Consider the following 15,119-nt stretch of genomic DNA (forward strand, 5'->3'; position numbering starts at 1 on the left):
GGAGGCCCAAGGCCTCCGTGTTCCAGCGCTATGAGAGGAAGTTGACCAAAGCGTGATGGCTCACCGCATTTCTTCCGGAGCGTCGGCCCCAACGAGGCCGAGTCCTGATTTGATGACGATGGCAACTGCCCGAACCAGGGCCAGTCTAGCCTCAGTCACTTTTGGCTCGTCAGGGTTAACAAACCGTAAGTGCGGCAAGTCCTTGCCGCGATTGTACTGGGCATGGAACGTCGCCGCGACGTCGTAGAGGTAGAACGCCAGCCGATGCGGCTCCTTGGCCTCTGCGGCCGAGGCAATCAGCCGGGGGAACTCGGCGAGCTTGCGGATCAGGCCGAGTTCGCCCTCGTCGGTCAGGCACGCGAGATCCATCTCGCCAACCCGGGCGAAGTCGGGCGCGGCGATGCCGGTCTCCGCCGCCTGGCGGAAGATCGCGGCGGCGCGGGCGTGGGCGTACTGCACGTAGAAGACCGGGTTGTCCTTCGACTGCTCCGTCACCTTCTCGAAGTCGAAGTCGAGCGGCGCATCGCTCTTGCGGTAGAGCATCATGAACCGGACCGGATCGCGGCCGACCTCCTCGACCACGTCGGCGAGCGTGACGAAGCTGCCGGAGCGTTTCGACATGGTGACCGGCTCGCCGTTGCGGAACAGCTTCACCAATTGGCAGAGCACCACGTCGACATGCGCCGTCTCGCCGGCCACGGCGCGCGCCACCGCTTCCAGCCGCTTGACGTAGCCGCCATGGTCGGCGCCGAGCACGTAGACCATCTCCTCGAAGCCGCGCCGGTACTTGTCCCGGAAATAGGCGACGTCGGCGGCGAAGTAGGTGTAGGCGCCGTCGGACTTCACCAGCGGCCGGTCCTGGTCGTCGCCGACCTCGGTCGAGCGAAGCAGCGTCTGCTCGCGATCCTCCCACTCCTCCGGAACCTGGCCCTTCGGCGGCGGCAGGGCTCCCTGGTAGATGAAGCCCTTGGCGCGCAGATCCTCGATTGCCGCGCCGATAAGGCCCTCGTCGTGCAGCTTGCGCTCGGAGAAGAACACGTCGTGCTCGACGCCGAGGAGCTTCAGGTCGGAGCGGATCATCGCCATCATGGCCGTGATCGCCCGCTCGCGGACCAGCGGCAGCCACTCGGCCTCGTCCATCGCGGCCAGCCGGTCGCCGTATTCGGCGGCCAGCGCCTCGCCCACCGGCTTGAGGTAGTCCCCGGGATAGAGCCCGGCCGGGATCTCGCCGATCGTCACGCCCCGCGCCTCGCGGTAGCGCAGGAAGGCCGAGCGGGCGAGAACGTTCACCTGCTCGCCGGCGTCGTTGATGTAGTATTCGCTGGTGACCTCGGCGCCGACGAAGGCGAGGATGTTGGCGATGGCGTCGCCGACAACGGCGCCGCGTGTATGGCCGACATGCATCGGGCCGGTCGGATTGGCCGAGACATATTCGACGTTCACCTTGCGGCCGGTCGGCTTGCCGCGCCCGTAGTCGGTACCCGCCGTCAGGATGTCGGCGAGATGCGCCGACCAGAAGCCCGGCTTCAGCCGGAGATTGATGAAGCCCGGGCCGGCGACCTCGGCCGTCTCGACATCCGGATCGCGGGCGAGGCGCGCGGCGATCTTCGTCGCCAGTTCCCGCGGCTTTGCCCCGAGCGGCTTGGCCAGCACCATCGCGGCGTTGGTCGCCAGGTCTCCATGGGTCGCGTCCCGCGGCGGCTCGACGGTCACGCGCGAGAGGTCCTGAGAAGGCATTTCGCCATCCGACAGAACTGTTTCCACCGCGTGTCTCACCCGGTTCTCGAAGTCAGCGAAGATGTTCATCCGATTGCCTTGCATGATTCCGGAGCGTCCGGGCCGGTCGTCCGGCCTGGTACGACCTGCTGGATCGCCTGCCGCCTGTGCCGATCGGGCCTGAAGGGAGACTGGCCGGCTAGCGCAAACGCGGCGTGGCGTCAAACAACCGGCTGTGTTCGCTCAGGGCATAGGTGTCGGTCATGCCGGCGAGATAGTCGGCCACCCGGCGCGCCAGGCGGTCGTCGCTGAGACGATCGGAGGCGACACTCCAGGCCCCGGGCATCAGGTCCGGGCGCTCGATCAGCCGGTCGAAGAGGTTCTCGACAATCCCTTCGGCGGTCCGCATGACGCGCATGACGCTGTCATGGCGATAGACCCGCTCGAAGAGGAAGCGTCGCGTCTGGTCGACGGCCGCCCGCATCGGCGCCGAGAAGGCGACGAGCGTCCGGTCCGCGCCGCGAACCGCTGCCGCGTCGCCGGGTCCCAGGTCACCGATCCCCCTGACCGTCGTCTCGATGACGTCTTCCACCATCCGCGTGATGTGCCGCCGCATGATCTCGTGCGCCGTGCGGGCCGGATCGAGAGCGGGATAGGCCGCGCGGACTTCGGCGAGGATCGCCCCGGCAAGGTCGAGCCCCGCAAGGTCGTCGAGATCGATCAGCCCGGCCCGCAACCCGTCGTCGAGATCGTGGGTGTTGTAGGCAATGTCGTCCGAGATTGCCGCGGCCTGGGCTTCGAGGCTGGCGAAGCTGGCGAGATCGAGCGGAAACAACTTGTCGAAATCGGCGATCGGCCGTGGCACTGGACAAGCTTCGGGTGCATTCGGTCCAACCAGGGGCCCGTTGTGCTTGACGAGGCCCTCCAGCGTTTCCCAGGCAAGGTTCAACCCGTCGAACTCGGCGTAGTGGCGTTCCAGTGCGGTAACGATCCGCAGCGACTGGGCATTGTGGTCGAAGCCGCCATAGGGCCGCATCCGCCGGTCCAGCGCCCGCTCGCCCGCATGGCCGAACGGCGTGTGGCCGAAATCGTGGACGAGCGCGATGGCCTCAGTGAGGTCCTCGTCGAGACGCAGGGCCCGGGCAAAGGCACGGGCGATCTGCGAGACCTCGATCGTATGGGTGAGCCGCGTGCGGAAATGGTCGCCTTCGGTCGCCACGAAGACCTGCGTCTTGTGCTTCAGCCGGCGAAACGCCGTCGCGTGCACGATACGGTCGCGGTCGCGCTGAAAGGGTGTGCGCGTCGGGCTGGCCGCTTCGGCGAACAGCCGGCCCCGCGTTTCCTCCGGCTGCACGGCATAGGCGGCGCGCGCCAGACCGCCCATTCCGATCTGTGCGATCGTGTTCACTTGCATGGGAAACGATGTGTCCCGATTGACCGGCCTCTCCCCGCTCCATACTTAGGGAAGAGCCCGCGAACAAGGAGCGGCCCCGGCGAAAGCCGCTGCGCCGATGTACCAGATGAGCGACACGATCAATTTGCCCGTCACGATATCCGACACCGCCGCCCGGCGCATCGCGGCGATTCTCGCCCGCAGTGCGGACGCCGACTCGCTGCGGATCTCCGTCGAAGGGGGCGGCTGTTCCGGCTTCTCCTACAAATACGACCTGACGCACGAGCGCGAGGAGGACGATCTGGTGCTGGAGCGCGACGGCGCCCGGGTGCTGATCGACCAGGTCTCGCTGGCCTATCTCGAAGGCTCGGTGGTGGATTTTGTCGACGACCTGATGGGGCAGTCCTTCCAGATCCGCAATCCGAACGCGGTCGCCGCATGCGGCTGCGGCACCAGCTTCTCGGTCTGACCCACACGTGATCATCGCCACCTGGAACATCAACGGCGTCAAGGCGCGCATCGAGGGCCTGACTGCCTGGCTCGCTGCGCGCTCGCCCGACATCGCCTGCCTGCAGGAGATCAAGAGCGTCGACGAGACCTTCCCGCGCGAGCCGATCGAGGCGCTCGGCTACCATGTCGAGACGCATGGCCAGAAGGGCTTCAACGGCGTCGCGCTGCTGTCGAAGCAGAAGCCGCTGTCGATCGAGCCGCGGCTGCCCGGCGACACGGCCGACGAGCATTCACGGTTTATCGAAGGCGTATGGGACTTCAACGGCCAGACGCTGCGTGTCGCCTCGCTGTATCTGCCGAACGGCAATCCGATCGGCACGGAAAAATTCACCTACAAGCTCGCCTGGATGGACCGGCTCATCGCCCACGCGAAACAGTCGCTGGCGCGGGAGGAAATGCTGGTCCTCGCCGGTGACTACAATGTCATCCCCGAGCCGGCGGACGCCGCCAATCCGGCTGTCTGGCGCGACGACGCGCTGTTCCAGCCGGAGACCCGGGCGGCCTACCGGCGGCTGCTCAATCTCGGCCTCGCGGACGGGCTGCGCGCGTCGACCGACGCGGCGGGCACCTACACGTTCTGGGACTATCAGGCCGGCGCCTGGCAGAAGAACAACGGCATCCGCATCGACCATCTGCTGCTCTCGCCGGAAGCGCAGGTCCAACTCGTGTCGGCCGGGATCGACAGCCATGTCCGGGGCTGGGAAAAGCCCTCAGACCACGTGCCTGTGCTGATCGAACTCGCCTGACGGCCGAGGAGAGGAAGCGGCCCGTCAGTTCTTGGCGACGGAGGCGCTGCCCGCCGATGCCAGCTGCTGCTCCGCATAGGCCAGCGCCGTGCGTCGATCGGCTTCCGAGGCCATCGCGAAGACCTCTTCCTGCAACGGACGGATCCACTGCGCGTCGGTCGTCGACGCGCTCTTGAGCGCCAGGGTCAGCATGCCGAGACCCTGCACGGGCTGCGCCGGCAGGGAAATCTTCTCGCCATCGAACAACAGATAGCCGAGCAGCGCCCGAGCGCCGACATGCTCCTTTTCAGCCGCCAGCTTCAGCCAGCGCGCCGCCTGCCGTGCGTCGGCCTTGCCGCCCTCCCCCTGCAGGATCATTCGGCCCAGTTCGAACTGCGCCTTGGGATCGCCAAAGAACGAAGCGGCATGAAAATAGAACTGCCGCGCGCGCGGCAGGTCCGAGCCGACCGGGGTACTCGGAATGCCCCGGCGCAGGTAGTCGCCAAGCGCGACGACGGCGCTCGAGACATAGGCGGCGTTGGTATAGCCGCCGCCATCCTCGTCCTGATCGCGAACGATCTGCTCGAAGATCTTGAAGGCCTCGTAGTCGTTTTCGGGCACGCCGTCGCCGTCGGCGTACATCTTGCCGAGCTTCCAGCGGGCGCCAGGATGCCCCTTGTCAGCGGCGTAGCGCAGGGCCTCGAACGCCTCGAGCTTTTCGCCACGCTGATAGGCCTTGAAGCCGAAGGAGAACAGCTCCAGCGGTCCTGCCTCCGGGTTCACCCGGGCAGCCGGATCCAGTGCCGCTGCGCCGCCTGCCGAAAACAGCATGGCGCCGGCGAACGACGCCGAAAGAGCGATTCGTCTAGAGATCCGCATAGCAATGCTTCTCTGCGGCGGCGCCTGGATGCGTCACAGCGCCTTTGCGGGCCGTCCCGACCTGCTGGGCATATTTCCAGATGGCGCCCGACTGGTAGTCCGTCTCGCGTGGCTGCCAGGCTTCGGCACGCAGCTTCAGTTCGTCATCCGATAGCGCAACGTCAAGCGTGCCCTCGACGGCGTCGATGGTGATGATATCGCCATCGCGCAGCAGCCCGATCGGGCCGCCGACCGCCGCCTCCGGACCGACATGGCCGATGCAGAAGCCGCGCGTCGCGCCGGAGAAGCGCCCATCGGTGATCAGCGCCACCTTGTCTCCCATGCCCTGGCCGTAGATTGCTGCGGTGGTCGACAGCATCTCGCGCATGCCGGGTCCGCCCTTCGGCCCTTCGTAGCGGATGACGAGCACCTCGCCTTCCTTGTAGTCGCGCTTGGAGACGGCCGCGTAGCAGGCCTCCTCCGAATCGAAGCAGCGTGCCGGGCCGGAGAAGCGCAAGTTCTTCATGCCGGCGACCTTCACGATCGCGCCGTCGCTGGCGAGGTTGCCCTTCAGGCCGACCACGCCACCGGTCACGGTGATCGGGTTGTTCGCCTCGCGCACCACGTCCTGGTGCGGGTTCCAGGCCACCTTTTCCATGTTCTCGGCGATGGTCCGGCCGGTGACGGTCATGCAGTCGCCGTGCAGGTAGCCGTGCTGCAGCATCGTCTTCATCAGCAGCGGAATGCCGCCGGCTTCGAACATGTCCTTGGCGACGTATTTGCCGCCCGGCTTGAGGTCGGCGATGTAGGGCGTCTTCTTGAATATCTCGGCGACGTCGAACAGGTCGAATTCGATGCCGCATTCATGCGCGATCGCCGGCAGGTGCAGCGCGCCGTTTGTCGAACCGCCGGTCGCGGCCACCACGGCAGCAGCATTTTCGAGCGCCTTGCGGGTGACGATGTCGCGCGGCCGGATGTTGCGGGCGAGCAGCTCCATGACGATTTCGCCGGACGCGTAGCAGAAGCGGTCGCGAATCTCATAGGGCGCCGGCGCGCCGCAGGAATAGGGCAGCGCGAGGCCGATCGCTTCGGCGACGGTCGCCATCGTGTTGGCGGTGAACTGCGCGCCGCAAGATCCGGCGGAGGGGCAGGCCACCTGCTCGATCTCATCGAGATCGTCGTCGCTCATGTCGCCGACGGAATGCTTGCCGACCGCCTCGAAGATGTCCTGAACCGTCACCTGCTGGCCACGGAAAGTTCCGGGCAGGATCGAGCCGCCATAGATGAACACCGACGGGACGTTCAACCGGACCATCGCCATCATCATCCCGGGCAGCGACTTGTCGCAGCCGGCCAGCCCGACGAGCGCGTCATAGGCATGACCGCGCATGGTCAGCTCGACCGAGTCGGCGATGAGATCGCGCGAAACCAGCGACGCCTTCATGCCCTGGTGGCCCATGGCGATGCCGTCGGTGACGGTGATGGTGCAGAATTCGCGCGGCGTGCCGCGGGCGGCAGCGACGCCCTTCTTGACCACCTGGGCCTGGCGCATGAGCGAAATATTGCAGGGAGCGGCCTCGTTCCAGCAGGAAGCGACACCCACCAGCGGCTGGTGAATCTCTTCCTTGGTCAGACCCATTGCGTAAAGGTATGAGCGATGCGGCGCACGCGAAGGCCCTTCCGTCACGTGGCGGCTGGGCAGGTTCTTCTTGTCGAAAACGTGCGAGTCCATCGTCTCTCCCAACTCTTCACAAAGCACCGAGCCGCACCTCCGCGCTCCGTCCGGGGTGACGGCGTTTTGTGGCGGTAACGCGGCGGATTTTCCGTCACCGACTATAGGGGATGCAGCGTTGCAATAGTGTTGCGTCAATCACACATCCGGTCTTTCGTGGAACGAAGCCGGAACCTTCAACGCGAAAAGGGCGCGCCCATAGACGCGCCCTTCCACCAACGAGGCTTCGTGATTTCAGCGAATTTTCAGAAGGTGAACTTGAACGATGCGTTGCCGCCGATCACGAGGTCTTCGCCGACGCTGCCGTCGAAATATGCCCCGTCGCTGATCGACTGGTCGCCATCCGTCCAATAGCCGACGACACCGCCGAAGCGCAGTTCGCTCCACTTGTTCGCCTTGAACGAGACGCCACCCGCGACGGTGTAGAGATCCGTGTAGGTCGTTTCCGAACCGGTCGACACGCCGCGGTCGTAGCCGAGGGCGATCGCCCCCGAGATCTGTTCGTTGAAGGCCCGGCCGATGCCGATGGATGCGGTATAGCCGTCACGCCAGTTATAGGGCGAGTAGCTCGACGACTCGCCGGTCTGCGGGCTGTAGATCGTGCTGACGACAGACTTGTTGGTGCTCCAGTCGGTCCAGCGGAACGAACCGATGAGGAGCGTTCCCTCGGCGATGCCGGTCTGTGCGTTGATCGTCAGGCTCTGCGGGCTGATCGCGGTGTTGAGGCTCGACTCGACGTCGATGACACGGCCGGTGACGAGGCCAGCCTGGGCGCCGGCTGCGTTGATCCCCAGCTGCAGCGGGATCGGGACCGATATGGCCTGGCCATTCAGGGAGGCGTAGGCGGTATCGGTGATCGTCACCGTGCCGGTGCCGTTGACATTGTCGTGCTCGACTTCGGATCGGTAGAGGACCTGCGCGCGAAGGGCGATTTCAGGCTTTTCGTAGGCGAAACCGACGCGGTAGCCAGCCTTGTATCCGCCCTGTGAGTCGACCTCGACCAGCGACGGAACGGTGATCTGAGCGCCGGGTACGGCCCGGGTGAGCCCACCGACCAAGAGCTGACCCGACGGGCCGGTCTGCGCGACCTGACCATTGATGAACCGGTTGCCGTAGCTGGATCCCTCGAAGCTGAAATCCTCCGCGAACACGCCGCCCAGCAAGCTGAATCGGCCGATATCGGCCGTGTAGCTGACCCGGCACGTCAGGCCGAATTCATTGGAATCGAAGCCGATCGTCCGGGTGCGGGACGTCGAGGTCGCTCCCGCGAAGTTGAGCCGGTCGGCGTTCGAGGTGCTCTGCGTCGAGCTTACCTGCCGCGGCAGGGCGCCATCCAGCGTGTCCGTGTAGTCGGCTGTCGCCGCGAAGGATTCCGTGTAGGTGCCGGCGCAGCCGAACATGTCGCCGCCGAACCCGACGGAGTAGGAAGGGATGGTGTAGTTGCCGGTGAAATCGCCGAAATCGCCGCCAACCCCGTTGACCGATTCGTATCCACGCTGCGGCGAGATGTAGGTCACGCCGGTCCGCATGTTGAACGTTCCCGGCTCGTAGAGGATGTCGGTGTCGGCGGTACCGCGCTGGAAGCCCCCGGCCAGTGCCGTCGAGGACAGCGCGATCGTTGCGATCGTTGCGCCGGTCATGATCATGCGGAAATATGACATAGTTTCCCCCTCACACATTTTCTCTGCTGCGCGCCTCCGCCCATCAGCAGTTGACGCGAACGTAAACGAGAAAATGCCGGTCGGGAACACACTTCGTTACGTGAGGGCCACAATTGCGGCAATCCAGCAACAGCAGTCTGGACGAGTGGCCTGCGACCAAAAACACAGCATAACACGCTGTAATTTCTGGATAATGAATGCTCGAAAGCGGGCCGTTCGGCCCCCACCCGGGCGCCGAACGCATGAAGCCGGTTAGCGACTGAACCGATCCTGCCCCGACCGTGTCAGAACTGTGACACCTCCGAGGCAGGCGGGGCGCTTCAGCGAAGCCGTTCCAAAGCGGCCGAGAGCTTCTCTTCCTCGGCCCGGTAGGCCGCCTGCTTCTCGCGCTCCTGCGCGACCACTTCATCAGGCGCGTTGGCGACGAAGCGCTCGTTGGAGAGCTTGCCGTCGATGCGCTTGATCTCGGTGCTGGCCTTCACCCGCGCCTTCTCGAGACGCACGCGTTCCGCGGCAATGTCGATCATCCCCGCCAGCGGCAGCGCGAAGGTCAGGCCGCCGACGATGATCTGCGCCGCCTGCTCAGGCGCCTGCTCCGCCGCAGAAACCGACGTGACGCGCGCCAGCCGCTGCAGCGCCGCCCCGTGCCGTTCGAGCCGCTGCATCGCCAGCGCATCGGCGCCGATGGCGACCAGCGCCGCCTCGGCTGCCGCCGGCACGTTCATCTCGGAGCGGACCGAACGGATCTCGCTGACGAGGTCGACCAGCCAGTTGATGTCGTCGGCGGCCTCCGCATCGGCGAAGTCGAGTGCCGGCCATTCCGTATGGCACAGCAGCCGCGGGCGCTGTCCTTCGACCGTCGCCGCCCAGAGTTCCTCCGTGACGAACGGCATGAACGGATGGAGCAGCGCGAAGATACGGTCGAGCACCATGCCGGTAACCGCCCGGACCTCGTTGGCGGCGACATCGTCTCCCGCCAACGCGGGCTTGGCGAGCTCCACGTACCAATCGCAGAAGGTGTTCCAGACGAAGCGGTAGAGCGCCGCCGCGGCGTCGTTGAAGCGGTACGCCTCCAGCGCCGCCCGCGTCTCCTCGGCCGTCCGGGCGAGTTCCGTCACGATCCAGCGGTTGAGCGGCAGCGTCAGCGCTTCGGTATTAACCGCCGCGCCGTGAACCGCGCCGTTCATCTCGGCAAAGCGAGTGGCGTTCCACAGCTTGGTGCCGAAATTCCGATAACCGGCGATGCGCTGGGTATCGAGCTTCACGTCCCTGCCCTGCGCGGCCATGATCGCCAGCGTGAAGCGCAGCGCGTCGGCGCCGTATTCGTCGATCAGCTCCAGCGGGTCGACGACGTTGCCCTTCGACTTCGACATCTTGGCACCGGTCTTGTCGCGCACGAGAGCGTGGACATAGACGGTGTGGAACGGCTCCTCACCCATGAACTCGATTCCCATCATCATCATCCGCGCTACCCAGAAGAAGATGATGTCGAAGCCGGTGACGAGGACGCTGGTCGGATAATAGGTCGCCAGTTCCGGCGTCTTCTCCGGCCAGCCGAGCGTCGAGAACGGCCAGAGGCCCGACGAGAACCAGGTGTCGAGCACGTCCTCGTCGCGCCGCAGGAAACCGTCGCGGCGAGCGGGGTCGGCGGCCATGGCCCGGGCCTCGTCGTCGCTGATCGTCCCGTTGGTCACGTAATGCGACAAAGCAGAGGCGACGGCCTCTTCCTCGCTCTTCTCGACGAAGATCTCGCCGTCCGGCCCGTACCAGGCCGGGATTTGGTGCCCCCACCAGAGCTGGCGCGAGATGCACCAGGGCTGGATGTTCTCCATCCAGTCGAAATAGGTCTTCTCCCAGTTCTTCGGCACGAACTTGGTGCGGCCCTCGCGCACGCTGGAGATCGCCGGCTGCGCCAGCGTCTTGGCGTCGACATACCACTGGTCGGTCAGGTACGGCTCGATCGGCACGCCGCCGCGGTCGCCATGCGGCACCGTGTGCGGATGGTCCTCGACGCCGGCGAGGAGGCCAAGCGCGTCCATCATGACGACGATGCGTTCGCGGGCGACGAAGCGGTCCTGGCCTTCCAGCTCGACGATCGTCTCGGCCAGCGCCTCGCTGCGCTCCAGCCCGTCGAGGAAGTCCTCGTTCTCCTCGAGCGTGATGGCGGCGGCCACCGTGAAGACGTTGATCATCGCCAGGTCGTGGCGCTTGCCGACCTCGAAATCGTTGAAATCATGTGCCGGCGTCATCTTGACCGCACCTGTCCCGGCTTCCGGGTCCGGGTATTCGTCGCCAACGATCGGGATGCGGCGGCCGACCAGCGGCAGGATGACGTGCTTGCCGACGAGATCCCCGTAGCGCGGATCTTCGGGGTGAACCGCGACGCCGCTGTCGCCCAGCATGGTCTCCGGCCGCGTTGTCGCCACGACGAGATAGTCGCGCGTCTCGTAGCCCGCCGGTTCTCCGTCCGAAGGCTTCCAGGCGGTGCGGTTGCCCTCTTCGTCCAGATTGTACGGATGCTCGTAGGTAACGCCGTCGGCAAGCGGATAGCGGAAGTGCCAGAGATGGCCCTTCACTTCCCTCTGTTCGACCTCGAGGTCGGAGATCGCGGTCAGCAGCTTCGGGTCCCAGTTGACCAGCCGCTTGTCCTTGTAGATCAGCCCCTTGCGGTAGAGCTCGACAAAGACGTGCAGGACGGCCTTCGACAGGCCATCGTCCATGGTGAAGCGCTCGCGCGACCAGTCGCAGGACGCGCCGAGCCGGCGCAGCTGGCCGAGGATGGCCCCGCCGGACTCGCCCTTCCACTGCCAGACCCGCTCGACGAAGGCCTCGCGCCCCATGGCGCGGCGCCCTGGCTCCTGTCGCTCCGCCAGCTGGCGCTCGACGACCATCTGCGTCGCGATGCCAGCATGGTCGAGGCCGGGCTGCCACAGGACGTTCTTGCCGCGCATCCGCTCGAACCGCACCAGGATGTCCTGCAGCGTGTCGTTCAGCGCGTGGCCCATGTGCAGCGAGCCAGTGACGTTGGGCGGCGGGATGACGATCGAGAAGGGCTCTGCCCCCTCAGCCGCGCCGGCACCGGCGCGAAATGCCCCGGCGTCTTCCCAGCATTGGGCAATGCGCGGCTCGATGGCCGCGGCGTCGTAGGTTTTCTCGATCATGCTGTGTCCGGGGGAGCGTTGCGCGTCGCCACCGGTTACAGCCTCGCTTTCGGCACTGTCAACGCAGCGCCCGGTTGGCGGACGGTCCGGAGGCTTGATTCGCGCGTCCCGGAGCGTCTCTTCCTAGCGGCGACCGCCGGTCGCGACGCGCTCGATTTCCTCGCGCACCAGCCGCTCGACAAGGCGTGGCAGATTGTCGTCGAGCCATTCCTGCAGCATCGGACGCAGCATGTCCTGCACCGCATCCTCCACCGACCGCATCTGGTCCTCCCGCATCGCCCGAGCCAGATCCTCGAACGAGGCGGCGACGCGCGCGCCGGCTTCCTGGGAGATGATCCGGTGAGTCTCGGCGGGGTCGGCTAGCGCCCCCGCAGGCCCGAACGGGGGCTCGTCCTGATCCTCTTGGGGGGATCGACGACGGCCTGCCTCGTCGCTGTTGGCGGCCTCGAAGCGGGCCAGTCCGTCCCAGTCGTCCGCCTGATCTGCGTCAGCGAAACCTTCGTCGGCACCCTCGTCGCCGTCGCCGATCAGCTGGACCAGTTCGGATTCGAAGGCGTCGTCGTCGAACCGGTTGCTGCCGAATGCGGCCCGGCTGATCGCCGATTCCTCGTCCGGCGTCAGGAAAGCCTCGCTGGTATCGGGGAGACGCTGCGCGAAATCTTCATCGCGGTCCCGCAGTTCGGACCGGGCATGGGAATGGCCTGCGCCCTGATCATCGAGCGTCTCGTCGCGATGCTCGTCGGCCATGGGTCGCAGCGCCGCGGCATAGCTGGCGGGGAACGACGAAACAACAGCCCGGCTTCCGGCATCCGTCGGAGAACGCCTGGCGACCTTCTCGTCCCCGCTCTCAATGATGCGCTTTATCGACGCGAGGATTTCGTCCATCGACGGATCGGGGGCCGGAAGGGCATTGCTCATGGGAAGCTCCCGCAGGTTGCACGACAGGGCGGCACCCTATCGAGCGAATCGTGCGTGGAGCCTAAGCTTCGGTGGCCTCAAGGTGAATCCCGGAATGTCGTCCGACGGGACTATCACCAACTTACTGCAGGCCGTGTGGCCAGCCGGACTCATGCCCGGCGAAGACGCCCGATATCAGCGGCCGTCCGGCGTGCGCAGGCCGAACCATTTGTCCTCGACCTGGATGTAGTGATCCTGCGGATCATACTTGCGGCCGGCGAGCGACAGGCGTTCGGCCGAAAGCCAGCCGGTCGCCGACAGCAGGCCGTAGGCTGCAACCACCTCGTCGCGCTGCGAGCCGACCAGGAGGATCTGTGCCGAAATCACGTCGGCCTGGGCGTTCAGGACGTCGAGCGTCGTGCGCTGGCCGACATTGCGCTCTTCAATCACGCCGTTGAGCGCCAATCTTGCCGCCTGCACCTGCGCCTGAAAGCCCGTGATGTTGGCGCGGGCGGCCTGCAGTTCGGCCCAGGACGTCGCCACCGCGGCGCGAACCTGGTCGCGTGCGTTGTCAACCTCGATCCGGCGCTGGCCCAGCACTTCCTTGGACTGGCGGACGACCGAGCTGGCGCGGCCACCCTGATAGATCGGGATCGTCAGCTGCGCCCCGATGGTCGCGGAAACCTCGTTCTGCGTGTTGACGCTCGGCCGTCCCGCCGACGTGTCCACGCCCGGAAGATCGCCGCCCTCAGACTTGCTGAGAGAATAGGTGTCGTTGACCTGGCCTACCACGCTCAGCTGCGGCAGCAGTGCACCTTCAGCAGATTTCACCTGGAAGGCGGAGGCGTCCACCGCTGCCAGCGTGGCGAGGATCGCAGGATGTTCCTGCTGCGAGATCGCGAAGGCGGAATCGACGGACTTCGGCAGGACATCCATCGGCGCCCGGCCGGGCTCGAGATCGGTCGGCGGGTCACCGATCACATCGAAATAGGTCGCCTCGCTCGCCGCGACCTGCGAGAGGGCGCTGTTCAGCAAAGCTGTGGCCAGAGCCTGCTGCGATTCAGCCTGGGCGACGTCCGTCCGTGTGCCTTCGCCGACCTCGAAGCGGGCGCCCGCCGCGCGGACCTGCTCCTGGAGAAAGCCGAGATTCTGGCGCCGCAGCGTGGCAATCTGCCGATCGCGCAGCACGTCCATGTAGGCGGCGACGGCGTCGAACAGCGTGTTCTGCTCGGTATTGGCCAGGTTCTTCTGGGAGGCGCGCACCTGCGCCTGAGCCGCTGCGACGTTGTTGGGTGTCTGGAACCCGTCGAAAATAGTCTGGCTTATCTCGACGCCGAAGCCGATCGAACCGGTCCGCCCCCTGGCGGTGGAGATGTCGTCGCCGAACGTGGTTCTGTTCCGGCTGGCATTGGCCGTTCCGATACCACTGACAAAGGGCCGCATGCCGGCCCGAGCCTGTGGAACGTTCTCGTCGGTGGCACGCAACTGCGCGCGGGCAACATTCAGGCCTTGACTGTTGGCATAGGCTTTGGCCAGCGCACCGGTGAGCGTCTCGGCATCCACCGCATGGCCGGTCGACAACAGCGTCCCCGCCGAGAGAGCAAGAGCGATCCAGAGCTTCTTTTGCAAAACGTTTACCCCGAGCCCTCGATACACCGCGACCGCTTCAAGCCGTACGCAAGGTACGAATCCGTCAACCATGTCTGTGGCACATTGATCAGTTTCACCTGCTGAAGATCAAGCCGCTAGCCACGATGAGCAGCAGTTTCTCGGCATGGCGGGGCAAATGTGCAACGACTACATGGATTAGAACTGGAATGTTGCCGCCTTGCCAAAGCCAGGAAGCGGCCGGATGCTGCAATTGAACCCGAAACGGTGGGAAACGGTCCCCTCGTCGTCCTTGATGTAGAGCCGCGCCGCCGCCGCGTTGCCGAGCCCCTCGACGACGACCATCCGGCCCCCCTCGCGCAGCTGCTCGAAAAAGGTCTCCGGCAGCGTCTCGACCGATCCCTCGAAGAAGATCACGTCGTAGGGCGCCTCCGAGGCGTAACCCTCCGCCAGGGGCCCCTCCACCACGACGCAGGTGACATAATCGAGCCGGCCGAGATTGTCGGTCGCCTGGGCGGCGAGTTCTGGATCTTCCTCCAGCGATACCACCGAACCGGCAAGATGGGAGAGGATCGCCGAGCCGTAACCGGTGCCGCAACCGACATCGAGAACGACGTCGTCGGGCCGGACCGCGGCCAATTGGAGCAGCTTGGCGAAGGGCGACGGCTCCATGATGTAGCGCCCTCCGCCGAGCGGCACGTCCTCGTCGATATAGGCGAGCGGCTTGCGGGAGGCCGGAACGAATTCCTCGCGCGGCACCTGCAGGAAGGCCTTGAGGATCGCATGACTGGACACGTCCGTCGTGCGGATCTGGTTGTCCACCATCTTCGTGCGGGCGGATTCGAAATCCATCGACGA

11 protein-coding genes are annotated in these 15,119 nt (G+C 65.7%); 2 read left to right on the forward strand and 9 right to left on the reverse strand.

From position 1 onward, the window contains the following. Window positions 1-60: 60 nt before the first annotated feature. On the reverse strand, window positions 61-1,806 hold the full coding sequence (gene argS, locus GTW51_RS00245; protein ID WP_163041884.1) for an arginine--tRNA ligase: 1,746 nt from the start codon (window positions 1,804-1,806) through the stop codon (window positions 61-63). Between the two features lie 109 nt (window positions 1,807-1,915). Further along, window positions 1,916-3,130, reverse strand: coding sequence for a deoxyguanosinetriphosphate triphosphohydrolase (locus tag GTW51_RS00250; protein ID WP_281354552.1), 1,215 nt, complete (start codon window positions 3,128-3,130; stop codon window positions 1,916-1,918). A 106-nt stretch (window positions 3,131-3,236) separates the two neighbouring features. On the opposite strand from GTW51_RS00250, the gene erpA reads away from it, so the two are divergent. Then, entirely contained in the window at window positions 3,237-3,578 is a 342-nt protein-coding gene (erpA, locus tag GTW51_RS00255; RefSeq protein ID WP_163041885.1) for an iron-sulfur cluster insertion protein ErpA, read from the forward strand. A gap of 7 nt (window positions 3,579-3,585) precedes the next feature. Continuing rightward, a complete protein-coding gene (xth, locus tag GTW51_RS00260) occupies window positions 3,586-4,365 on the forward strand; it encodes an exodeoxyribonuclease III (protein ID WP_163041886.1) in 780 nt (259 codons plus the stop codon). 24 nt (window positions 4,366-4,389) lie between these two features. Here xth and GTW51_RS00265 read toward each other — a convergent pair whose 3' ends face one another. The 7 genes from GTW51_RS00265 to GTW51_RS00295 form a co-directional block, all read right to left on the reverse strand. Then, window positions 4,390-5,223, reverse strand: coding sequence for a tetratricopeptide repeat protein (locus GTW51_RS00265; protein WP_163041887.1), 834 nt, complete (start codon window positions 5,221-5,223; stop codon window positions 4,390-4,392). Continuing rightward, window positions 5,210-6,934 carry a dihydroxy-acid dehydratase gene (gene ilvD / locus GTW51_RS00270; RefSeq protein WP_163041888.1) on the reverse strand — a complete coding sequence of 575 codons (1,725 nt, stop codon included), beginning with the start codon at window positions 6,932-6,934 and terminating at the stop codon, window positions 5,210-5,212. The genes GTW51_RS00265 and ilvD overlap by 14 nt, the downstream gene beginning before the upstream one ends. 245 nt (window positions 6,935-7,179) lie before the next feature. Further along, complete coding sequence (locus tag GTW51_RS00275; protein ID WP_163041889.1) at window positions 7,180-8,595, reverse strand: long-chain fatty acid transporter; 1,416 nt, start codon at window positions 8,593-8,595, stop codon at window positions 7,180-7,182. Window positions 8,596-8,915: 320 nt separating this feature from the next. After that, window positions 8,916-11,756 (reverse strand): valine--tRNA ligase, encoded by a 2,841-nt coding sequence (locus GTW51_RS00280; protein WP_163041890.1) that lies wholly within the window; start codon window positions 11,754-11,756, stop codon window positions 8,916-8,918. 123 nt (window positions 11,757-11,879) lie between these two features. After that, window positions 11,880-12,674: a PopZ family protein gene (locus tag GTW51_RS24265; protein ID WP_163041891.1), complete on the reverse strand. Its 795-nt coding sequence runs from the start codon at window positions 12,672-12,674 to the stop codon at window positions 11,880-11,882. Window positions 12,675-12,848: 174 nt separating this feature from the next. Next, complete coding sequence (locus GTW51_RS00290; protein WP_163041892.1) at window positions 12,849-14,354, reverse strand: TolC family outer membrane protein; 1,506 nt, start codon at window positions 14,352-14,354, stop codon at window positions 12,849-12,851. Between the two features lie 105 nt (window positions 14,355-14,459). Continuing rightward, window positions 14,460-15,113 (reverse strand): protein-L-isoaspartate O-methyltransferase family protein, encoded by a 654-nt coding sequence (locus tag GTW51_RS00295; RefSeq protein ID WP_163041893.1) that lies wholly within the window; start codon window positions 15,111-15,113, stop codon window positions 14,460-14,462. Between the last annotated feature and the right edge of the window lie 6 nt (window positions 15,114-15,119).

This window comes from Aurantimonas aggregata, assembly GCF_010500835.1.
Taxonomy (GTDB): domain Bacteria; phylum Pseudomonadota; class Alphaproteobacteria; order Rhizobiales; family Rhizobiaceae; genus Aurantimonas; species Aurantimonas aggregata.